The sequence below is a fragment of the Alteromonas sp. ABV2_168 genome (assembly GCF_056161165.1).
Genome location: NZ_JBSWYQ010000006.1, coordinates 158,157 through 178,337 on the forward strand (window position 1 = coordinate 158,157; position 20,181 = coordinate 178,337).

Below are 20,181 nucleotides of genomic sequence, written 5' to 3' on the forward strand. Positions count from 1 at the left end.
TCAGGGGAGATTACTCCATGGAGGGTACGGTAACCTTGAGCTGCACCAGACGGCGCTTGTCGGAGTTGGTAATTTTGAAGTGAATATCGCTGACGGTAATTTCGTCACCGGTTTCCGGCATGTGCCCGAATGCTTTCAGTACAATACCGCCGATCGTATCCGCTTCTTCTTCATCGAATGTCGTTTTGAAAAACTCATTGAAGTCATCCACCGGCGTTAATGCTTTAACGGTGTAGGTAGATTTATTCAGCGGTTTAATGTCGTCTGTACCGTTTTCGTCGATGTCATATTCATCTTCAATTTCACCGACAATCAGTTCCAGAATGTCTTCAATGGTAACCAGGCCGGATACACCACCATATTCGTCCACAACAATGGCCATGTGGTAGCGTTGCTGGCGGAATTCTTTGAGCAGTACGTCCACCCGTTTACTTTCCGGCACAATGACCGCCGGACGAAGTACATCTTTTAACTCAAAGGCCTTATCCGGACTGAATGCATAGCTGAGCAGATCTTTTGCCAGTAAAATACCTTCGATATGGTCTTTGTCTTCGCTGATAACAGGAAAGCGGGAGTGGGCTGTGTCCAGAATTTTAGGCAGGAACTCTTCTACCTTCTGGTCGATATCAATAGTAGTCATTTGCGTTCTGGGGATCATGATATCCCGTACGCGCATTTCGTTGACACCGATAACGCCTTCAATCATTTCTCTGGTCTGGGGGTCAATCAGTTCCCGTTGTTCGGCTTCTGTAATAACGTCTACCAGATCTTCCTTACTTCTCGGCTCGCCGGAAAATGTCAGTCTTAATTTATCTAACCAACTTTTGTTCGTCGAGCCGTTGGTAGAGTGAGGGCTGTCTTCGCTCATAATCGTCTTTTGTAGTGTGTGAAATATGAAAGTTAAAGATCCCGGTAAGGATCGTCAATGGATAATTGCGCTAAAATCTCAATTTCCAGAGATTCCATTTCTTCGGCTTCCTCATCATCGATGTGGTCGTAGCCTATCAGATGCAGGATACCGTGCACCACCATGTGGGCATAATGGTTGGCTACCGGCTTATGCTGCTCTTGAGCTTCACGGCTGATAACCGGCGCACAAATGACCAGGTCACCGAGCAGATTCAGCGGTACACCCGGCGGGCACTCAAAGGGAAATGACAGTACATTGGTCGGCTTATCTTTACCGCGGTAATCTCTGTTGAGGGTTTGTGATTCTTCTTCATCTACAAAGCGGATGGTCAGTTCTTTATCGCTGATATCCAGTTGAGAGAAGATGGTGTTGGCCCAGAGAGAAAGTTGAACTTCTGTTGGAATGTGCGCCGAAACGGAGTCTTCCGGCGCATAAGCTTGCTGAAAATCGATGACTGCCGTCACGGCTTGTCCTTACTGTCGTCACCGGTATTTTGCTGCTTTTCCTGTTCGGCGGCAGCACGTTTTGCCTGACGGATTTTTTCCTGCTCACCATCAAACTTCTCATAAGCCTGTACGATTCTGGCCACCACAGGGTGACGCACAACGTCTTCAGCTTTAAAGAAGTTAAATGAAATGTCAGATACACCTTCCAGTACTTCAATACTGTTTCTCAGCCCTGAACGCACGCCACGGGGCAGGTCGACCTGGGTGATGTCACCGGTGATCACCGCTTTGGAATTAAAACCAATACGGGTTAAGAACATTTTCATTTGTTCAGTGGTGGTATTCTGGCTTTCATCCAGAATGATAAACGCATCGTTCAGTGTACGGCCACGCATATAAGCCAGCGGCGCAACTTCGATTACGTTGCGTTCCATCAGTTTTTCTACCTTTTCGAAGCCAAGCATTTCAAACAGGGCATCGTAAAGGGGACGCAGATACGGGTCGACTTTCTGAGACAAATCACCCGGCAGGAAACCCAGTTTTTCACCGGCTTCAACAGCAGGGCGGGTAAGCAGAATACGGCGTACTTCCTGACGTTCAAGGGCATCAACTGCACAGGCCACAGCCAGATAGGTTTTACCCGTACCGGCAGGGCCGATACCGAACGTAATATCATGATTAACCACGTTAGCAACATATTGTGCCTGGTTCGGATTACGGGGCTTAATGACCCCCCGTTTGGTTTTGATATTAACTTCTTTGCCGTAAACCGTTGATTCACTGCGTTCCGGGAAACGGGCTTCCTGAATGGCCAGGTGTACCTGCTCCGGCTCCAGTTGCGGGATAAGGCCTTTAACAGGCTGAGTTTCGATATACAGTAACTTGAGCAGCTCTGCTACACCGTTGGCCTGAAGGGCCTCGCCTGACACTTTAAAGGCGTTATTACGGTAACTGATTTCTACACCAAGCCTGCGTTCGATTTGTTTGATGTTGTCATCAAACGGGCCGCACAGGCTGGACAGACGTTTATTGTCAGCAGGTTCTAATATGACTTCGTTGCTTACCAGAGTACTCAAGTTATGCTATTCCTCGCTTATTCATCAATTTAAACGGCAGGGACAAACTGACCCACGCCCAGTGCATCAGGCGCTTCCCCGTGACGCTTTGCTGTAATAGATTGGGGCGAAACTGCTACACGCAAGCCCATATCCTTTTCGCGGCGAACCACATCTCCACGCAGTGAATTGGTAAAGACGTCTGTGATTTTCACATCCACAAATTCACCAATCATGTCCGGTGAACCTTCAAAGTTCACTACACGGTTATTTTCAGTACGGCCGGACAGCTCCATCGGGTTCTTTTTCGACGGGCCTTCTACCAGAATCCGCTGCTCAGTGCCGACCATATGACGGGCAATGCGTAATGCCTGCTGGGTGATGCGTTGCTGCAACAGGTGCAGGCGCTGCTTCTTCACGTCTTCGCTGACATCATCCACGGCATCAGCAGCAGGCGTACCCGGACGTGCGCTGTAGATGAAACTGAAGCTCAGGTCATAATCGATGGCCTGAATCAGATCCATGGTCGCCTCAAAATCTGCATCGGTTTCACCCGGATAGCCGATGATGAAGTCTGAAGACATGCAAATGTCAGGACGTACTTTCTTCAGCTTGCGGATTTTCGATTTGTATTCCAGTGCCGTGTGACCACGTTTCATCATGTTGAGAATACGGTCGGAACCGCTCTGAACAGGCAGGTGAAGGTGGTTTACCAGCTCGGGAATTGTCTCGTACGCGGCGATAATGTCATCGGTGAACTCCACCGGATGCGACGTGGTGTAACGGATACGGTCAATACCGTCGATGGCTGCGACCATTTCCAGAAGCTCGGCAAAGCGGCAAATGGTGCCGTCGTGATGCTCCCCACGGAATGCGTTTACGTTCTGGCCTAACAGGTTCACTTCCCGTACGCCCTGTTCAGCTAACTGCGCGATTTCCAGAATCACGTCATCAACCGGACGGCTGACTTCTTCACCACGGGTGTAGGGTACAACACAGAATGTGCAGTACTTGGAACAGCCTTCCATAATTGAAACGAAAGCCGTGGGACCTTCTGCACGGGGTTCAGGCAGTGAATCAAACTTTTCAATTTCAGGGAAACTGACATCCACCACAGAACCGGCACCGCCCTGAAGTTGCTTAATCATTTCCGGCAAACGGTGCAGAGTTTGCGGGCCGAATACCAGATCTACGAACGGTGCGCGCTGACGGATATGGTCGCCTTCCTGTGAGGCGACACAGCCACCCACGCCGATAATGAGTTCGGGTTTGTCTTTTTTCAGATTTTTCCAGCGGCCTAACTGGTGAAACACCTTTTCCTGTGCTTTTTCACGGATAGAACAAGTGTTCAGCAGGATCACGTCCGCCTCTTCTGCTTCCTGCGCAAGCGAATAACCGTGGGTAGAATCCAGCAGATCTGCCATTTTCTCCGAGTCATACTCGTTCATCTGACAGCCCCAGGTTTTGATATACAGCTTTTTGGTCATATTCACGTCACGATTTCAGGTGTTGCGGCATTAAAAACCACGGGCTAAACCCGTAAAACAGCCGGCTAGTGTTCAAAATAGCCGCGTATTTTACCTGTTGAGAAGCTGTTTGCCCAGCGGTTCCTTAAATCTGTTCCGCAGTTTAATACTGTTTAGTATAGCTTGCTGATCTATAGCAACAGTATGACATTGGCTTCATGGTAGTCGCTGCCGGTTTAGGTCATAATGCGCTATCGCTTCAGGAGATGTTATGTACGATTTTTGTATCAATGGTGGTGGAATGGTTGGCGCAGCGCTGGCATCAGGGCTGGCGCAGCAGGGATATAAAATTGCCATCATTGAAACGGTGCAGCCGCAGCCATTTCAACACGGTCAGCCGCCGGATCTGCGTTTGTCTGCTATCAGCCTGACGTCCGTGGATTTATTACGGGCGCTGGGGGCATGGGAGCACATTGAAGCCATGCGGGTGCGGCCCTACGATACCTTGTCTGTGTGGGAAAATCCGGATATGGCCACCCGCTTCAATGCACAAAGTATCGGCCAGACTCAACTGGGATATTTTGTTGAGAACCGTCTTATCCAGTTAGGCTGTCACCGTGTTCTGGCGGATTTGCCGGTGGACTGGATAACGCAAACGAGTTTGCAGTCTTATGAGGTTGATGAATCCACTGCCATCACACGGGCCACACTGGAAAACGGTGAAAGTTTGCAATGCCGTTACCTTATCGGGGCTGATGGGGCCCGCAGCCGTGTGAGAGCGCTGGCGAAAATTGGTTCCACTGGCTGGCAGTACGGCCAGCAGGCAATGGGCATTATTATCGAAGGTGCAGATGCTTTTGAGGGTGAAACCTGGCAGCAGTTTTATCCTTCCGGACCCAGAGCATTGCTTCCCATGTACGGCCAGTTTGCTTCGTTGATCTGGTACGACAGCGGCGAACGTATAAAGCAATTGCAAGGCATGAACGACAAAGCGTTAACAGAGGAAATTCTTAGTCATTTTCCCCGTCTTTCACCTGAATTCCGTATCGTCAGTAAGGCCGGTTTTGTGCTCACGCGTTCACATGCTTCAGACTATGTGCGGCCGGGTGTCATATTAGCCGGAGATGCAGCGCATACCATTAATCCGCTGGCAGGGCAGGGCGTGAATCTCGGCTTTAAAGATGTATCGGCTTTACTGGCTCTGACCGGCGACTGCAAACCTCAAAGTGATGAGTTTTACCACAGACTGAAAACAGAATATGAACGCCCGAGAATGAAAGACAACGCCCTGATGATGTCGGCGATGGACGGCTTTTACCTCTTGTTTAGTAATAAAATACCCCCAGTTAAGTGGTTTAGAAACCTGATGCTGAAAGGTGCGGATATGGCCGGGCCGGTGAAAGATCAGGTATTGAAGTATGCAATGGGGATGGACGAATGGAAGTTCTGATCTTACTGGGTGTGTTATTTCTGGCGCTGATTATTATTGTGCCGTTAATTGAACGCTCCAAAATGCGGGTGAGTCCGGAAACAGCAAGCAAAATCAGCCGCTGGATTTGGCCGCTGGTGATGATTTCTCTGGTTATTCAGCTAATAAGAATGATGATGCAGGGCTGATTCAGACTGTGTCATTTCAGGCTGCGTTATTTAATTCGCTCATCGCTCTGCTTATCAGTCGTTTAGTTTGTTCATTGTCTTCACAGACAAAAGCCTGTGTTCTGAGACCAACGAATTGACATTGCAGCCAGGCGGCCAGCTCACTGAGATCTGCTTCTTGTGATATGTTGCCTTGGTGCTGAGCATTTTCCAACACTAACAAAAATGCTGATTTCAGCGTCGCCATCCCTTCAACTACCACTTGTCTGATTGCTTCAGGCAACTGTTCCATATCTGACAGTGTTCTGACCAGCAGACATTGACGTTGGTACTGCAATTCCCCGGGACAAGTCGTCACACTGACAAAATATTTTTCTAATTCTGCAAGCGCATCCGGAAAGGCTGAACAGGCCTCTATATCACGTTTACTATCTTCAACGTACGTTTCTATCACCAGCCTGAACAAGCCGTCCTTGCTTTTGAAACGGTGATAAATACTGCCGGGTCTCATATCTAATGCGGACTGGAGTTCGCGCATACCCACGGCACTGTAGCCTTTTTTCCAAAACAGCACAGTCGCATTCTTTATCAACTCTTCATTGGTTATTTTCATTCGAATTACCTTAGAACACATTTTTTGAACAATCGTTCAAAAATGACTTGAACGGTCGTTCAAAGTCCTTATATCTTATACACAGAGCAATCACATTGCGTTGATTATTTTACTTAACGGAGAATTTTATGACTACTTATACATTGCATACTGAAGATACTGCCCCCGAAAAAGCTAAGCCACTACTGGAAAATTCAAAGAAGTCTTTTGGAATGATCCCTAACCTGCATGCGGTCATGGCATCATCTCCTGAATTACTCGAAGGTTATCAGGTGCTTCACGATTTAGCTCAGAAAACAGATTTTACTGCAGAAGAATTAACCGTCGTCTGGCAAACGGTGAACGTGGAACACGAGTGCCATTACTGCGTACCGGCGCATACAGGTATTGCCAAAAGCATGAAAGTTGATGACAAGCTGATTGATGCATTGCGTAATAACGAAGAGCTTGAAGATGCAAAGTTAAATGCTCTGAGAAATGCAGTCCTCTCTGTCACCCGCGGTCGTGGCCACATTGACGATGAGGCGATGAAAGGCTTTACTGATGCGGGTTACACCACAAGAAATATGCTGGATATCATATTAATTCTGGCCCAGAAGGTAATGAGTAATTACACCAATCATCTGGCAGAAACGCCGGTAGATGCGGCATTTGAAAAGTTTGCGTGGGCACCGGCTAAGTAGGACATAATACGGCTATCTTAAACAGATAGCCGTAGTTCGTTTACCAGATACCGTCTTCGCTTTTACCCTGAATTTTGCAGTCACCGGTTTTGTATTCCATGTCCCCGCCACGGTCGTGTTTGGCAAAATAGTCTTTACTGATGGAGACGATAGTGGGCGTCATCCAGACAATGGCGATGATGTTTATTACTGTCATTAATCCCAGAGCCATGTCAGCCATTGCCCAAACGGTAGGCAAAGCTGCCTGAGAGCCCCACAGGATCATGATAAGGTATCCGGCAGTGTAGGCAATGCGGCCCGCTTTGTTGTCCAGTTTGAACATATGCAGGTTGCTTTCGCCGTAGGCGTAGTTCGCAACCACCGAGGTGAATGAGAACAGGCAGATTGCTGCGGCAACAAAGTCTTCACCACCCATTCCGATGTGTTTCGTCATTGCTGCCTGAGTCATACCAATACCTTCCATCTGACCGGTTGCTTCGCCGCCTGCCAGTAAAATGATAAATGCTGTCGCCGTACACAGGATCATTGTGTCAACGAAGACCCCCAGCATCTGAATGTAGCCCTGAGATACCGGATGATTTGGTGTAGGTGCGGCACTGGCTGCCGCATGAGGTACACTGCCTGAACCGGCTTCATTGGAATAAAGGCCACGCTGGATACCATTTTTCACGGCAGCCCCCAGCATACCGGCACCGGCTTCCTGTAAGCCGAATGCAGACTTGATAATCGACATGAGTACGGCAGGCAATTCAGTGATGTTGAAAGCCATAATAAGCAGCGCGGCTATCACATAGCCAATAGCCATGAAGGGCACAATCCACTCTGCAAAGCGGGCAATACCCCGTAAACCACCCACAACAATGAGTGATGCCAGAGCAATAATTACCAGACCGGAATATAGCGGATTAAAACTGTAGGCGTTGTTCAGTGCATCGGTAATGGTATTTGCCTGCACCGCACTGAATACGAAACCGTAACCGAAAAACAGACAGAGTGAAAAGGCCACTGCCAGCCAGGTTTTATTCAGTCCCTGTTTAATGTAATAAGCCGGACCACCCCGGTATTCACCGTTCTCATCTTTCACCTTATAAAGCTGACCGAGAACGCTTTCGGCAAAACCGGTAGCCATGCCCAAAAAGGCAATAACCCACATCCAGAAGATAGCGCCTGCACCGCCAAGAGAAATTGCTACTGCCACACCGGCCAGGTTACCTGTACCTACACGGGCGGATAAGCTGGTGCACAATGCCTGAAATGAACTGATACCTTCTTTCGTTGTGGAAGTACTGCCTTTCATCAACGAGAACATATGGGTGAAATGACGGAGTTGTACCGCGCCGAGTTTCCAGGTGAACCAGAGACCACACCCGAGCAACATGACGATAAGGACCTGGCCGTCACCCCACAGCACATTATTTACGGCCGATACGATATCGTTTATCACATGAATTCCTTGTTATTTATAATAGATCTTCTTTATTGTCCGGCTATCTTATCAGAACAGGGCAGGGGGAAAAGGCTATACAACCCGTGTTTGCATAAATATCTCTGTTTTTTGAATTTTCAACGCACTGAAAAACAGGCATAAAAAAACCAGTCAAAAGACTGGTTTTTTTATAATATGGCTGGGGTAGCTGGACTCGAACCAACGGATGGCGGGATCAAAACCCGCTGCCTTACCAACTTGGCTATACCCCAATCAACTGGGTGTTAGCTGAATGGATTCAACATAACGAAATAATGGCTGGGGTAGCTGGACTCGAACCAACGGATGGCGGGATCAAAACCCGCTGCCTTACCAACTTGGCTATACCCCAATAATGGTGCGGAAGGAGAGACTTGAACTCTCACGCCGTGAAGCACTGGAACCTAAATCCAGCGTGTCTACCAATTCCACCACTTCCGCGCAGCTAGACATACCTGAGAGATATTGTAAGAAAGTGGTGGCTACGGCGAGATTCGAACTTGCGACCCCATCATTATGAGTGATGTGCTCTAACCAGCTGAGCTACGTAGCCTCTTTCTTTCTCTTCCCTCTCAGGAAGTGGCGCGTATTATGCGGATATGACCCCCGACCGTCAACCCCTTTTTTACTAACTTTTTTTAAGTGCTCACTATGTGTACTGAAATGCTTAATATGGCGTCAAAATGGTGGAAAAGAGATCAATTTGAGGGCATTTGCTATGAATTTCTTCCCTCAGTATTGGCGATTAATTAACCGGCTTAGCGGTCTGAATTTGCCGGTTGTGAAATCTTTTTCCCTGAAATCTGCGAATAAATCCGATAATGTGAGTAAATTGTTAAGTCAGATCTTAAAGGAAGAAGAAAAATATGATGAATAAGGTCGCTTCACCCTTCGTAAAACTCGTTGAGCGCTATCTGCCGGACCCGTATATCTTTGTTTTATTGCTTACTTTGGTGGTTTTTGCCGCAGCAGTGCTTGTAGAAGGACAATCTCCGCAGCAGGTTGTTGAGCAATGGGGGAGCGGATTATGGGGGCTACTCAGTTTTTCCATGCAAATGCTGCTCGTGCTTGTCACCGGATACATGCTGGCCAGTACGCCGCTGGTAAAAGGCGGGCTGGAGAAAATGGCCGGACTGGCAAACTCTGCACCTAAGGCGATTTTACTGGTTTCGCTGGTATCGCTGGCTGCCAGCTGGCTGAACTGGGGCTTTGGCCTGGTGGTGGGGGCGTTATTTGCCAAAGCGCTGGCAAGGAAGGTTGAGGTGGATTATCGTTTGCTGGTGGCCAGTGCCTATTCCGGATTCGTGGTTTGGCATGGCGGTCTTGCCGGCTCTGTTCCACTGACCATTGCCACGCCCGGTCACTTTTCTGTTGATCAGATTGGCGTTATCGACACATCACAAACTATTTTTGCCACCTTTAACCTTGTTCTGGTCGCCATATTGTTCGTTGTAATGCCGGTGGTAAACCGTTTAATGCTGCCATCGAAAGAAGACAGTGTCATTGTACCGGCATCAAAACTTGAAGATGAACCTGTGCCGGAAGCTGAGAATACCCGTCCGGCGGATAAACTGGAAAACAGCGTTATTCTTGCCCAGCTTACCGGGTTTGCCGGTCTGGCGTATCTGCTTATGTACTTTATAAACGGCGGCACGTTAAACCTGAATATCGTTAACGGTCTCTTTTTGTTTCTCGCCATTGTCTTACACGGGACACCACGGAAATTACTGCATAGTTTGCATCAGGCTGTGAAAGGCGGAGCGGGCATTGTTATCCAGTTTCCGTTTTATGCCGGGATTATGGCTGTCATGGTTCAGTCCGGCTTAGCGCAGAGTCTGTCGGAATGGCTTATCAGTCTTGCCAGTGCGCAGTCGCTGCCGGTCTGGAGTTTTATCTCTGCGGGCATTGTGAATATTTTTGTGCCGTCCGGAGGCGGGCAGTGGGCGGTTCAGGCTCCGGTGGTACTGCCAGCGGCGCTGGAACTGGGCGCCGATGTCAGCCGTGTTGCAATGGGTGTTGCCTGGGGGGATGCCTGGACGAATTTAATCCAGCCTTTCTGGGCGCTGCCTGTGCTGGCGATTGCCGGGCTTAAAGCCAAAGATATTATGGGGTTTTGTCTGGTGCAGTTGCTACTGACCGGCGTGGTGATTGGCGCAGTGCTGTATTGGGTTTAGCACTCTGCCTGCCTCACCGTTTAACCAGCTTTAGCCGGTATCACAGCGTAACTTCTTAAAGATAAAAAGCGCTCAAATAAAAACACCGCCATCAGGCGGTGTTTTTGAATGACAGTGCGATTACACGTTAAAACGGAAGTGAATGACGTCACCGTCTTTAACGATATAGTCTTTACCTTCCAGACGCCATTTACCGGCATCCTTTGCGCCTTGCTCGCCGCCAAACTCAACAAAATGGTCGTAGCCAACGATTTCTGCGCGGATAAAGCCTTTTTCAAAGTCTGTGTGGATCTTACCGGCTGCCTGAGGGGCTGTTGAGCCTTCAGGGAATGTCCATGCACGCACTTCTTTTACCCCTGCGGTGAAGTAAGTTTGCAAAGTCAGCAGGTTGTAGCCGGCACGGATAACACGGTTAAGACCAGGTTCTTCCAGACCCATGTCCTGCATGAATTCTTCACGCTCATCATCTTCAAGCTCAGCAATTTCAGCTTCAATTTCAGCGCAAACGGCAACAACTACAGCATTTTCAGCGGCTGCGATTTCTTTTACCTGATCGAGGAACGGGTTATTTTCAAATCCGTCATCGTTCACGTTAGCGATATACATGGTAGGTTTCAGTGTTAACATGTTCATGTAGCTGATGGCTGCCATTTCTTCTTTGGTCAGTTCCAGAGAGCGTAGCAGGTTGCCTTCGTCCAGGTGCGGTTTTATCTTTTCCAGTACTTTTAATTCGTACTTCGCATCGGCATCGCCACCTTTGGCACGCTTAGATACACGGTGAATGGCTTTTTCTGTGGTTTCCAGATCCGCCAGTGCCAGTTCGGTATTGATAACGTCAATATCATCTTTCGGGCTGACTTTACCTGCAACGTGCACAATGTTGTCGTTTTCAAAACAACGCACAACGTGTCCGATAGCATCGGTTTCACGAATATTTGCCAGGAACTTGTTACCCAGACCTTCACCTTTTGAAGCACCTTCAACCAGACCGGCAATGTCCACGAATTCCATGGTAGTAGGAATGACGCGCTGCGGATTGACGATTTCTGCCAGCTTGTCCAGACGTAAGTCCGGTACAGGTACTACACCGGTATTCGGTTCAATAGTACAGAAAGGGAAGTTCGCCGCTTCAATTCCGGCTTTGGTAAGTGCGTTGAACAGGGTAGATTTACCCACATTTGGCAGACCAACGATGCCACATTTAAAACCCATGTGCTGGACCCTTGTTAAGTTATCAGCCCTGAACGTCAGCTTTAAAACTATGCAGTCGGTTCTGGGCTTGCTTTAAATCGTTTTTAATTAAAATCTCTGTACACCGGACCGCTTCATCGATGGCATCTTCAATTGCCCGTTTTTCGTTTTCCGGTGGTTTGCCAAGTACATGGCCGGTTACCTTGCTTTTATGGCCGGGGTGACCGATACCAATTCGCAAGCGTAAGAAATCTTTGTTATTGCCCATTTTAGCGACGATGTCGCGAATGCCATTCTGACTGGAGCTGCCGCCAACTTTATATTTAGCGATTCCCGGAGGTAAATCCAGCTCGTCAAAAGCAATCAACATATTCTCTGCAGGGATACGGTAGAAGTTTGCCATTGCGGCTACCGCCTGACCACTTTTATTCATGTAAGTAGTCGGGTAGATCAGACGAATATCTTGAGTGCCTACGGTTATCCGGCCAGTGAGACCAAAAAACTTACTTTCAGGCTTAAGGGAGGTGTTAAAACGCGCTGCCAGTTCGTTCAGAAACCAGACGCCGGCGTTATGTCGGGTATGTTCATATTCCGGGCCCGGATTACCCAGGCCCGCAATCAGACGGATATCTGACGACAAGCTGATTATTCCTCAGCTGCGTCTTCTTCGCCTTCTTCTGCTTCAGGTGCTTTAGGAGCAGGCTTAACAGTAACAACTGCTAAGTTGTGTGCATCATCACCTTTAGCCAGTTCAACAGACGAAACGCCTGCAGGCAGAGTCAGGTCAGACAGGTGAACGGTAGCATCCATTTCAACTGCAGCCATATCTACTTCGATGAACTCAGGCAGATCTTTAGGCAGACACGTGATTTCGATTTCGTTTACGTGGTGCTCTGCAATACCGCCAGCTTTGATAGCAGCAGATTTTTCTTCATTGATGAAGTGCAGAGGTACGCTGGTGTGCAGCTCTTCGCCAGCGATAACGCGTTGGAAGTCAACGTGAGTGATCTTAGGCTTGTACGGGTGACGTTGCATATCTTTAACTAACGCTTCAACTTTCTGACCGTCAATGTTCAGAGTCAGAACGTGAGAGTAGAATGCTTCGAAATCAGCAGCGTTGTTCAGTTTGTTGTGATCAAGAGTCAGTGCAACAGGGGCTTCTTCGCCACCGTACAGGATTGCAGGAACTTTATCAGCATGACGCAGGCGGCGGCTCGCACCTTTCCCCAGGTCAGTACGTACTACTGCATCCAGGTTAAAAATAGCTTCAGACATTAATATGTCTCCAATATATTTAGTTTATTTTTGTGAGTTTTTGCGACCAAAACTCACGCGATAACGGCAATAAACAAGGCTCATTAACCGTACCCCGAAATAAAAGGGCGGCGAATTCTACCACCGCGAAGCAGGATATACAAACGTCAATTACATTTCACTGTGGTGCGGTGCGACAGCTGTGGCATCGGCACTGACCACTTTTTCTACTTTAAAAACGGTTCCGAACTGAGTCGTTGTCATCATACCGGTCAGCGGCTGACCTTCGACAATCAGTTTCATGCCATTCTGACGGTAAGATTTATCCAGTCCGCGCAGGGTGTAACGCTCTCCGGTGTCAGTAATGAAACCGAAAAAGCCGCCTTCATGCTGTTGATAGACCAGTTTCCCTGACAAGGTGATATTGTTTTCCATTTCAGTGGCCTTATTGTCGATATTATCAGTCACATTTTTCGTAACGTTCTCAACCACATTGAGGGTGACGGTTTCTGTTTTTGATACGTCGTCCGGCGCAGCTTCATCGTTACAGGCACTGCACAGGCTGACTAACGCTGCTAAATAAATAAGTCTGATCATATTATCTCCGCCGTAGTTATGGTCAGCAGACCTTTTTTGTCATTGTGCCGGTTTTGACCTGAACGGACAATGAACAGGTGGGTGTGGTTTATTGTTTGTGCCTTTTTATTTTATTAAAACTCAGAGGATTGAGTCTATGTCTTCAGAATTTCACTTTTACGAGCCTACAGCGGGTCATGGCCTCAAACATGATCCCTTCAACAGTATTATTGCACCCAGACCCATCGGCTGGATTTCCACTGTTGACGAAAAAGGTATCGCTAATCTGGCACCTTACAGCTTTTTTAATGCATTTAATTACACGCCGCCCATTATTGGCTTTTCCAGCATCGGCTTTAAAGACTCAGTAAGAAATATTCAGGCGACAGGAGAGTTTTGCTACAACCTGGTGAGTGTGCCGCTGGCGCAGCAGATGAATCAGACCTGTGCACAGGTCGATGCCAGTGTGGATGAGTTTGAACTGGCAGGGCTGACAAAAGGCGAGTCCCGCACTGTAAGGCCGCCTTATGTTGCGGAAAGTGGCGTGGTGATGGAATGTCGCAAAACACAAATCGTAAAATTGCAGGGCAGTAATGGTGAATTGTGTGATACATGGATGGTATTCGGTGAAGTGACCGGCGTGAAGATAAAAACATCACTGATTGAAGACGGTGTTTTTAAAACGGGCAGGGCAGACCCCCTTCTGCGGGCGGGTGGTGCAGGGGATTATTACACCATTGATAGTGAAAACCTGTTTGAGATGTTGCGTCCCCGCTGATACAAAAAAGCCGGTGCTTTTCAGCACCGGCCTTTAATAATCTGCGCACCGGCAGCTATCAGTATTCGAACATCGCTGAGATAGACTCTTCATTGCTGATGCGGCGAATCGTTTCAGCCAGCATTTCAGACAATGTGAGTTGCTTCACTTTACCGGTTGCCTGCATGTCTTTTGACAGCGGAATACTGTCGGTAACAATGATTTCATCGATAACCGACTCTTTCAGGTTCTTTGGCGCGTTGCCTGAGAAGATAGCGTGAGTCGCGTAAGCATACACTTTGCGCGCGCCATGATTTTTCAGGGCTTCCGCAGCTTTCGCCAGCGTACCGCCGGTGTCAATCATGTCGTCAACAATGATGCAGTCACGGTCTTTCACATCACCGATAATATTCATCACCTGAGAAACGTTCGCTTTCGGACGACGTTTATCGATGATTGCCAGTTCTGCATCATTCAGCAGTTTAGCCGTTGCACGGGCACGTACTACGCCGCCAATGTCCGGAGACACAACAATCGGGTCAACAAAATCACGCTGAACCATGTCTGCAAGCAGGATAGGTGTACCGAAAGCGTTATCTACCGGTACATCGAAGAAACCCTGGATTTGCTCTGCGTGCAGGTCGATGGTCAGTACGCGGTCAACACCCACGTTAGACAGAAAATCTGCGACCACACGGGCTGTGATTGGCACCCTGGCTGAGCGGACGCGACGGTCTTGTCTCGCATAGCCGAAATAGGGAATAACAGCAGTAATACGTCCTGCTGATGCACGACGCAGGGCGTCGATCATCACAATCAATTCCATCAGGTTGTCGTTGGTTGGTGCACAGGTAGACTGGATAATAAAAACGTCCGAGCCACGGACGTTTTCATGAATTTCTACACTGATCTCACCGTCGCTAAAGCGACCAACACTGGCGTTACCAAGTTTGGTATAAAGGCGTTCTGCAACCTTATGGGCAAGTTCGGGGACGGCGTTGCCTGCAAAGAGCTTCATATCTGGCACAAGTGTTTCCTCGGTGCGTTTGATAAAGGAGGTGGCTGGGGTAGCTGGACTCGAACCAACGAATGGCGGGATCAAAACCCGCTGCCTTACCAACTTGGCTATACCCCAAAAATTTAGTTCATGTCCGATGCTTCGTTCACGTATTTTAGCTTTTGTTGTAATGGCGACATATTCACACCTTTAGCAACAAAACCGGACCATTCTGCGGGCAATTTCCCGAGAACCTGTCTGGCTGAATTTTCATCACTAAATACAGAAAATACGCACGCGCCTGTGCCCGTCATCCGCGACGGTGCGAATTGTAGCAACCACTGTAATAATATTGCAACTTCCGGATGCTTTTTACAGACAATACTCTGGCAATCATTATGCGTTGCAGCGAAAGTATAATTGTGCCACTCCATGGCCGGTGTGTTGCGGGGCAGGGCAGGCTCTCTGAAAATATCAGCGGTGCCTACGTGTATACCCGGATTGACAACCAGATACCATTGTTCGTCTAAATCAGCGGGACTGATGTGCTCGCCCACACCGCCGGCGAAACCCGTGCGGCCTTCAACAAAGATAGGTACGTCGGCGCCCAGACGCAAACCTAACCCGGCCAGCTCTGCTGTACTCAGGCCGCACTGCCACAAGTAGTTCAGAGCAACCAGCACTGTGGCGGCGTTAGATGAGCCCCCGCCAATACCGCCACCCATGGGCAGTGACTTTTTCAACCGGATGTTTGCGCCTTTGTCTGTTCCCGTGTGTTCCTTTAACAGCCTGGCTGCTTTTACGATCAGATTATCTTCATCATTCACACCGGGAATCGACGGATTAAGGGTGATATTGCCGTCGTTGGTGACATCAAAAGCCAGTTCATCTCCCCGGTCCAGTAACTGAAACAGGGTCTGAAGCTGATGGTAACCGTTATCGTATTTACCGAGGATATGAAGGAATAAATTCAGTTTGGCCGGGCTGGGCCACCATTCACTGTGTTGCATTACTGTATGGTCCACTCATCAATCCGGATTTTTATCCATATTTTTGTGTTGTCTGTGCGGGTAAGCATTAACTGATGCGGTAACCACAGTCCTGCTTCCTCACCATAGTTGCTGTAACTGACTTGCCAGTTGCCGCAGGCTTCACAGCCCGGAGAAAGGGAAGCCAGTAGTTGTTTATCGTTGAGCTTGTAGTCGTCACCCAGTAAAGGCAGCCCTTTCACCCAGTTCAGCAGCTTGCCGGCGGGAATATCCCAGCCGGTTGTCTGGTAAATCAGACGTGCCGGACTGGTGTCCTGCCAGCGCTTATCGTCAGCTTCCAGTGTAGCCATGCCGTCACTGAAATCGATATTCGCCAGGGTAATACCCAGCATATTGGTTAAACGGAAATTAAAATCGGGCTCATCGGTTTTCCAGTTTACGTGAGCGCTTACAGCTTCTTTTTCATTGCGGATAGCCATCTTACCTTTCATCTGCCAGCGGGTGACGGATTTCAGCTTCTCAAGCTGTGAAGGCAGGTTTACTGCGGTCTCCGGACCATCCGGCAGAGTGGTACAGGCTGATAACAGGGCGATAAACAGACCTGCAAAAAGTATTCGGAAAATCATGAACGATTATGATCCTACGCAATGCAACGGGATGATTGCTTCAAAACTCAGGGATCTAATGGGAACACAGTTTCAGGAGTACTTTCAATCATTTTGGGTTTTTCGTACAATGCCGCTCCGACGATGCCAGCATAAATATTGATGACCCTTACTGCCCTCGGAATAAACCACAAAACTGCACCTGTTGCGTTACGCGAAAAAGTCGCCTTTACACCGGATTCTCTGGTGTCTGCGCTCGCCTCGCTGAAGCAGATAGACGGTATTGAAGAATCTGTCATCGTGTCTACCTGTAACCGCACTGAAGTCTACGTAAAAGGGGCCGGTGAGGCTGCGTTGCTGCTCGACTGGTTATCTGCCTTTCATGATGTGAAACGGGAAGATATTGAACAGAACAGCTATCTTTACCAGCAGGAAGACGCAGTAAAGCATGTTATGCGGGTAGCAAGCGGGCTGGATTCGTTGATCCTCGGTGAGCCGCAAATTCTCGGACAGATCAAACAGGCATTCAGTGACGCAAAGCATTCCGGTACTGTGGGGGCAGAGTTCGAGCGGTTATTCCAGCACACGTTCTCTGTGGCTAAAAAAGTACGCTCTGAAACAGAAATTGGTGCTAACGCAGTATCTGTGGCCTTTGCTGCGGTGCAACTGGCCAAACATATATTCAGCGCATTACCAAAGCGTTCAGTATTACTGGTAGGTGCCGGCGAAACCATTGAACTGGTTGCCCAACATTTAAAAGAGCAGGGTGTTCAGCGTCTTGCCGTTGCCAACCGTACCGTAGCCAGAGCTGAGAATCTGGCGGCGAATCTGGGCGCAGATGTACTCACACTGTCTCAGTTGCCTGAACATCTTCACGATTTTGATATTGTCATCAGTTCTACAGCCAGCCAGTTGCCATTGATTGGTAAAGGGATGGTGGAAAAGGCCTTAAAGCAGCGCCGTAACATGCCCATGTTTCTTGTTGATCTGGCGGTTCCCCGTGACATTGAGTCTCAGGTTAATGAACTCGGCGATGCCTACCTTTATACTGTTGATGATTTGCAGCATATCGTTGAGCAGAATCTAGCTTCCCGTGAAATGGCCGCGCAGGACGCTGAAAAAATCATCGATGATCAGGCTTCCGTATTTTTAAGCTGGAAACAGGCGCAGCATTCCATTGATTTGGTGCGTCAGTACCGTCAGAAAGGCATGGCATCCAGAGATGAGCTGGTCGCACGGGCGATGAACCAGTTGTCGGAAGGCCGCAACGCGGAAGACGTTGTACAGGAACTGGCCTATAAACTCACCAATGCGTTGATGCACGGGCCTACCCGTGTATTGCGGGACGCTGCACACGAAAATAATGCCGCGCTGACTCAATGGCTGGGTCAGGCGATGGATCTTGCCGGTAACGGGCAGGACAAAGAAGGGTAAAACAGAATATGAAAGAATCGGTGACCAGAAAGCTCGAGAACCTGGTGGAAAGGTTTGACGAGGTTCAGGCATTGCTTGGTGATCCCGGTACGATTTCCAATCAGGATAAATTCCGTGCGTTGTCAAAAGAGTTCAGTCAGCTGGAAGATGTTGTAAAAGGCTTTAATGCTTTTCAGCAGGCTGAAGAAAATCTTGCTTCTGCGCTGGAAATGATGGAAGAAGACGATGCCGAAATGCGCGAAATGGCGCAGGAAGAAATGAAGCAGGCAAAAGAAGACATTGCACGCCTTGAAAGCGAACTGCAAATTCTTCTGTTACCTAAAGATCCCAACGACGACCACAACTGCTTTTTGGAAATCCGTGCCGGTGCCGGCGGTGATGAGGCGGCTATTTTTGCTGGTGATCTGTTCCGTATGTACAGCCGCTATGCCGAATCAAAGGGCTGGCGCGTAGAGGTGGTCAGTCAGAATGAAGGTGAGCACGGTGGCTTTAAAGAAGTCATCGCCAACCTTTCCGGTGAAGGCGTTTACGGTATTATGAAATTTGAATCCGGCGGACACCGGGTACAGCGTGTGCCGGAAACTGAGTCCCAGGGACGTATCCACACGTCAGCCTGTACCGTCGCGGTATTGCCTGAGATCCCTGAGTCTGAAGCCATTGAAATTAATCCGGCAGACCTGCGTGTTGATACCTTCCGTGCATCCGGTGCCGGTGGTCAGCACGTTAACAAAACAGACTCTGCTATCCGGATGACTCACATTCCAACCGGTCTTGTGGTTGAGTGTCAGGATGAGCGTTCACAGCACAAAAACCGTGCTAAGGCCATGTCTGTACTGCAGGCCCGTCTTAATCAGCTCGAAGAAGAAAAGCGGGCGAAAGAAGAGGCTACCACCCGCCGCAATCTGGTGGGCAGTGGTGACCGTTCTGAGCGTATCCGTACTTACAACTTTCCCCAGGGCCGTGTGACTGATCACCGCATCAACCTGACCCTGTACCGTCTTGATGAGGTCATTGAAGGGGATCTGGCTGCGCTGGCTGATCCTATCCGTCAGGAACACCAGGCCGATCTGCTGGCTTCACTGGCAGACGAATAATGTCAGTCACCATTGCCTGTGCACTTCAACAGGCAAAAGAAGCGCTGGCAGGGGGAGAGTCTCCTGCCACCGACGCAAAAGTACTGCTGGCCCATGTACTGGGCCAGACACAAACCTGGTTGTACACCTGGAGTGATAAAGTACTTAAGGACGAGGAGCTTAACCGCTTCAGACAGCTTATCAGTGAAAGAAAAACAGGCCGGCCGGTGGCGCATCTGACCGGTAACCGCGACTTCTGGACACTGACACTCAATGTGAATCCTGCCACGCTTATCCCGCGTCCGGAAACCGAGCTGCTGGTGGAGAAAGCGCTGGAACTGCTTCCTTCTGAGCCTTGCAATGTGTGTGACCTGGGCACCGGAACAGGCGCTGTGGCGCTGGCACTGGCCAGCGAAAGACCGGACATTCAGGTCACCGGTACAGATCGCATTGAAGAGGCTGTCGACCTCGCTAAACAAAATGCAGCACTGAATCACATCACTAACGTCTCATTTATCGTCAGCCACTGGTTTGATGCCCTGAAAGATAAGCAGTTTGATATGCTGGTGACCAATCCCCCTTATGTGGAATCAGACAGTCACTATCTGCAACAAGGTGATGTCCGCTTCGAACCCCTGTCAGCGCTCACCGCCGGTGAGGACGGGCTTGATGATATCCGGCTTATCATCAGTCAGGCATCAGTCTGTCTTAAGCCAGGCGGATGGCTGCTTATTGAACATGGCAGTGAGCAGGGCGGTGCAATCCGCGGACTGTTTAATGACAGCGGTTACACCATGGCAAACACCTTTGCCGATCTTGCCGGTCTTGACCGGATAACTATTGCGAAAAGACCTGCTTGCGAATAATTCCTCTTACAGTATGCTTTAACCGGCCTTT

General features: G+C 49.0%; 21 protein-coding genes and 5 tRNA genes. 8 read left to right on the plus strand and 18 right to left on the minus strand.

Annotated elements, in window-relative coordinates; genetic code table 11:
• Positions 1–10 precede the first annotated feature (10 nt).
• From ACXAH4_RS11155 to miaB, 4 genes are read right to left on the minus strand one after another with little or no spacing between them, the layout of a single operon-like run.
• The gene (locus ACXAH4_RS11155; protein ID WP_119501769.1) at positions 11–868 is read right to left on the minus strand and encodes an HlyC/CorC family transporter; all 858 of its coding nucleotides are present in this window, start codon (positions 866–868) and stop codon (positions 11–13) included.
• Between the two features lie 32 nt (positions 869–900).
• Entirely contained in the window at positions 901–1,314 is a 414-nt protein-coding gene (gene ybeY, locus ACXAH4_RS11160) for an rRNA maturation RNase YbeY (protein ID WP_474844538.1), read from the minus strand.
• 56 nt (positions 1,315–1,370) lie between these two features.
• The gene (locus ACXAH4_RS11165; RefSeq protein WP_474851186.1) at positions 1,371–2,432 is read right to left on the minus strand and encodes a PhoH family protein; all 1,062 of its coding nucleotides are present in this window, start codon (positions 2,430–2,432) and stop codon (positions 1,371–1,373) included.
• A gap of 29 nt (positions 2,433–2,461) precedes the next feature.
• The gene (gene miaB / locus ACXAH4_RS11170) at positions 2,462–3,898 is read right to left on the minus strand and encodes a tRNA (N6-isopentenyl adenosine(37)-C2)-methylthiotransferase MiaB (protein WP_303575582.1); all 1,437 of its coding nucleotides are present in this window, start codon (positions 3,896–3,898) and stop codon (positions 2,462–2,464) included.
• 250 nt (positions 3,899–4,148) lie between these two features.
• On the opposite strand from miaB, the gene ACXAH4_RS11175 reads away from it, so the two are divergent.
• Positions 4,149–5,327 (plus strand): FAD-dependent monooxygenase, encoded by a 1,179-nt coding sequence (locus ACXAH4_RS11175; RefSeq protein ID WP_474851187.1) that lies wholly within the window; start codon positions 4,149–4,151, stop codon positions 5,325–5,327.
• Positions 5,315–5,494: a hypothetical protein gene (locus ACXAH4_RS11180; RefSeq protein ID WP_474844509.1), complete on the plus strand. Its 180-nt coding sequence runs from the start codon at positions 5,315–5,317 to the stop codon at positions 5,492–5,494. Before ACXAH4_RS11175 ends, ACXAH4_RS11180 begins: the two co-directional genes overlap by 13 nt.
• A 16-nt stretch (positions 5,495–5,510) precedes the next feature.
• On the opposite strand, the gene ACXAH4_RS11185 is transcribed toward ACXAH4_RS11180, so the two are convergent.
• Positions 5,511–6,086 (minus strand): TetR/AcrR family transcriptional regulator, encoded by a 576-nt coding sequence (locus tag ACXAH4_RS11185; RefSeq protein ID WP_474844507.1) that lies wholly within the window; start codon positions 6,084–6,086, stop codon positions 5,511–5,513.
• Between the two features lie 128 nt (positions 6,087–6,214).
• Here ACXAH4_RS11185 and ACXAH4_RS11190 point away from each other — a divergent pair, with 128 nt between their 5' ends.
• Positions 6,215–6,769: a carboxymuconolactone decarboxylase family protein gene (locus ACXAH4_RS11190; protein WP_474844506.1), complete on the plus strand. Its 555-nt coding sequence runs from the start codon at positions 6,215–6,217 to the stop codon at positions 6,767–6,769.
• Between the two features lie 40 nt (positions 6,770–6,809).
• Here the strand turns inward: ACXAH4_RS11190 and ACXAH4_RS11195 are convergent, their stop codons facing one another.
• The 5 genes from ACXAH4_RS11195 to ACXAH4_RS11215 all read right to left on the minus strand — a co-directional run bounded on the left by ACXAH4_RS11195 (position 6,810) and on the right by ACXAH4_RS11215 (position 8,787).
• A complete protein-coding gene (locus ACXAH4_RS11195; RefSeq protein ID WP_474844505.1) occupies positions 6,810–8,213 on the minus strand; it encodes an alanine/glycine:cation symporter family protein in 1,404 nt (467 codons plus the stop codon).
• A gap of 178 nt (positions 8,214–8,391) precedes the next feature.
• Positions 8,392–8,467, minus strand: a tRNA-Gln gene (locus ACXAH4_RS11200).
• A gap of 43 nt (positions 8,468–8,510) precedes the next feature.
• Positions 8,511–8,586, minus strand: a tRNA-Gln gene (locus ACXAH4_RS11205).
• Between the two features lie 4 nt (positions 8,587–8,590).
• Positions 8,591–8,675: transfer RNA gene (locus ACXAH4_RS11210), tRNA-Leu, on the minus strand.
• A 35-nt stretch (positions 8,676–8,710) separates the two neighbouring features.
• Positions 8,711–8,787, minus strand: a tRNA-Met gene (locus ACXAH4_RS11215).
• Positions 8,788–9,100: 313 nt separating this feature from the next.
• Here ACXAH4_RS11215 and ACXAH4_RS11220 point away from each other — a divergent pair.
• Positions 9,101–10,408, plus strand: a complete 1,308-nt coding sequence (locus ACXAH4_RS11220) for a short-chain fatty acid transporter (protein WP_474844504.1) — start codon at positions 9,101–9,103, stop codon at positions 10,406–10,408.
• A gap of 120 nt (positions 10,409–10,528) precedes the next feature.
• Here ACXAH4_RS11220 and ychF read toward each other — a convergent pair whose 3' ends face one another.
• The 4 genes from ychF to ACXAH4_RS11240 all read right to left on the minus strand — a co-directional run bounded on the left by ychF (position 10,529) and on the right by ACXAH4_RS11240 (position 13,450).
• Positions 10,529–11,620, minus strand: a complete 1,092-nt coding sequence (gene ychF / locus ACXAH4_RS11225; protein ID WP_474844503.1) for a redox-regulated ATPase YchF — start codon at positions 11,618–11,620, stop codon at positions 10,529–10,531.
• Between the two features lie 22 nt (positions 11,621–11,642).
• Positions 11,643–12,239 carry an aminoacyl-tRNA hydrolase gene (gene pth, locus ACXAH4_RS11230; RefSeq protein WP_119501758.1) on the minus strand — a complete coding sequence of 199 codons (597 nt, stop codon included), beginning with the start codon at positions 12,237–12,239 and terminating at the stop codon, positions 11,643–11,645.
• Between the two features lie 5 nt (positions 12,240–12,244).
• Complete coding sequence (locus ACXAH4_RS11235) at positions 12,245–12,874, minus strand: 50S ribosomal protein L25/general stress protein Ctc (RefSeq protein ID WP_119501757.1); 630 nt, start codon at positions 12,872–12,874, stop codon at positions 12,245–12,247.
• A 150-nt stretch (positions 12,875–13,024) separates the two neighbouring features.
• On the minus strand, positions 13,025–13,450 hold the full coding sequence (locus ACXAH4_RS11240) for a hypothetical protein (RefSeq protein ID WP_474844501.1): 426 nt from the start codon (positions 13,448–13,450) through the stop codon (positions 13,025–13,027).
• 136 nt (positions 13,451–13,586) lie between these two features.
• Here ACXAH4_RS11240 and ACXAH4_RS11245 point away from each other — a divergent pair, with 136 nt between their 5' ends.
• A complete protein-coding gene (locus ACXAH4_RS11245) occupies positions 13,587–14,207 on the plus strand; it encodes a flavin reductase family protein (protein ID WP_474844500.1) in 621 nt (206 codons plus the stop codon).
• Positions 14,208–14,265: 58 nt separating this feature from the next.
• On the opposite strand, the gene ACXAH4_RS11250 is transcribed toward ACXAH4_RS11245, so the two are convergent.
• From ACXAH4_RS11250 to lolB, 4 genes are all read right to left on the minus strand, one after another.
• A complete protein-coding gene (locus tag ACXAH4_RS11250) occupies positions 14,266–15,213 on the minus strand; it encodes a ribose-phosphate pyrophosphokinase (protein WP_119501754.1) in 948 nt (315 codons plus the stop codon).
• 32 nt (positions 15,214–15,245) lie between these two features.
• Positions 15,246–15,321: transfer RNA gene (locus ACXAH4_RS11255), tRNA-Gln, on the minus strand.
• A gap of 5 nt (positions 15,322–15,326) precedes the next feature.
• Entirely contained in the window at positions 15,327–16,208 is an 882-nt protein-coding gene (gene ispE / locus ACXAH4_RS11260) for a 4-(cytidine 5'-diphospho)-2-C-methyl-D-erythritol kinase (protein ID WP_474844499.1), read from the minus strand.
• A complete protein-coding gene (gene lolB / locus ACXAH4_RS11265; RefSeq protein ID WP_474844498.1) occupies positions 16,193–16,798 on the minus strand; it encodes a lipoprotein insertase outer membrane protein LolB in 606 nt (201 codons plus the stop codon). Before lolB ends, ispE begins: the two co-directional genes overlap by 16 nt.
• Positions 16,799–16,939: 141 nt before the next feature.
• Here lolB and hemA point away from each other — a divergent pair, with 141 nt between their 5' ends.
• Genes hemA through prmC form a run of 3 tightly spaced genes read left to right on the plus strand, consistent with a single transcriptional unit; the run spans position 16,940 to position 20,150 of the window.
• The gene (hemA, locus tag ACXAH4_RS11270; protein ID WP_303574159.1) at positions 16,940–18,211 is read left to right on the plus strand and encodes a glutamyl-tRNA reductase; all 1,272 of its coding nucleotides are present in this window, start codon (positions 16,940–16,942) and stop codon (positions 18,209–18,211) included.
• Positions 18,212–18,219: 8 nt separating this feature from the next.
• Positions 18,220–19,305 (plus strand): peptide chain release factor 1, encoded by a 1,086-nt coding sequence (gene prfA / locus ACXAH4_RS11275; RefSeq protein ID WP_119501750.1) that lies wholly within the window; start codon positions 18,220–18,222, stop codon positions 19,303–19,305.
• Positions 19,305–20,150, plus strand: a complete 846-nt coding sequence (gene prmC / locus ACXAH4_RS11280) for a peptide chain release factor N(5)-glutamine methyltransferase (protein ID WP_474844497.1) — start codon at positions 19,305–19,307, stop codon at positions 20,148–20,150. The genes prfA and prmC overlap by 1 nt, the downstream gene beginning before the upstream one ends.
• Positions 20,151–20,181: the final 31 nt, after the last annotated feature.

Bases quoted from the DNA above. Each gene is read 5' to 3' on its own strand.
- ACXAH4_RS11155 (WP_119501769.1), bottom strand. From the start codon at position 868: ATGAGCGAAGACAGCCCTCACTCTACCAACGGCTCGACGAACAAAAGT.
- miaB (WP_303575582.1), bottom strand. From the start codon at position 3,898: ATGACCAAAAAGCTGTATATCAAAACCTGGGGCTGTCAGATGAACGAG.
- ACXAH4_RS11175 (WP_474851187.1), top strand. From the start codon at position 4,149: ATGTACGATTTTTGTATCAATGGTGGTGGAATGGTTGGCGCAGCGCTG.
- ACXAH4_RS11180 (WP_474844509.1), top strand. From the start codon at position 5,315: ATGGAAGTTCTGATCTTACTGGGTGTGTTATTTCTGGCGCTGATTATT.
- ACXAH4_RS11185 (WP_474844507.1), bottom strand. From the start codon at position 6,086: ATGAAAATAACCAATGAAGAGTTGATAAAGAATGCGACTGTGCTGTTT.
- ACXAH4_RS11190 (WP_474844506.1), top strand. From the start codon at position 6,215: ATGACTACTTATACATTGCATACTGAAGATACTGCCCCCGAAAAAGCT.
- ACXAH4_RS11220 (WP_474844504.1), top strand. From the start codon at position 9,101: ATGATGAATAAGGTCGCTTCACCCTTCGTAAAACTCGTTGAGCGCTAT.
- ychF (WP_474844503.1), bottom strand. From the start codon at position 11,620: ATGGGTTTTAAATGTGGCATCGTTGGTCTGCCAAATGTGGGTAAATCT.
- ACXAH4_RS11235 (WP_119501757.1), bottom strand. From the start codon at position 12,874: ATGTCTGAAGCTATTTTTAACCTGGATGCAGTAGTACGTACTGACCTG.
- ACXAH4_RS11240 (WP_474844501.1), bottom strand. From the start codon at position 13,450: ATGATCAGACTTATTTATTTAGCAGCGTTAGTCAGCCTGTGCAGTGCC.
- ACXAH4_RS11245 (WP_474844500.1), top strand. From the start codon at position 13,587: ATGTCTTCAGAATTTCACTTTTACGAGCCTACAGCGGGTCATGGCCTC.
- lolB (WP_474844498.1), bottom strand. From the start codon at position 16,798: ATGATTTTCCGAATACTTTTTGCAGGTCTGTTTATCGCCCTGTTATCA.
- hemA (WP_303574159.1), top strand. From the start codon at position 16,940: ATGACCCTTACTGCCCTCGGAATAAACCACAAAACTGCACCTGTTGCG.
- prfA (WP_119501750.1), top strand. From the start codon at position 18,220: ATGAAAGAATCGGTGACCAGAAAGCTCGAGAACCTGGTGGAAAGGTTT.
- prmC (WP_474844497.1), top strand. From the start codon at position 19,305: ATGTCAGTCACCATTGCCTGTGCACTTCAACAGGCAAAAGAAGCGCTG.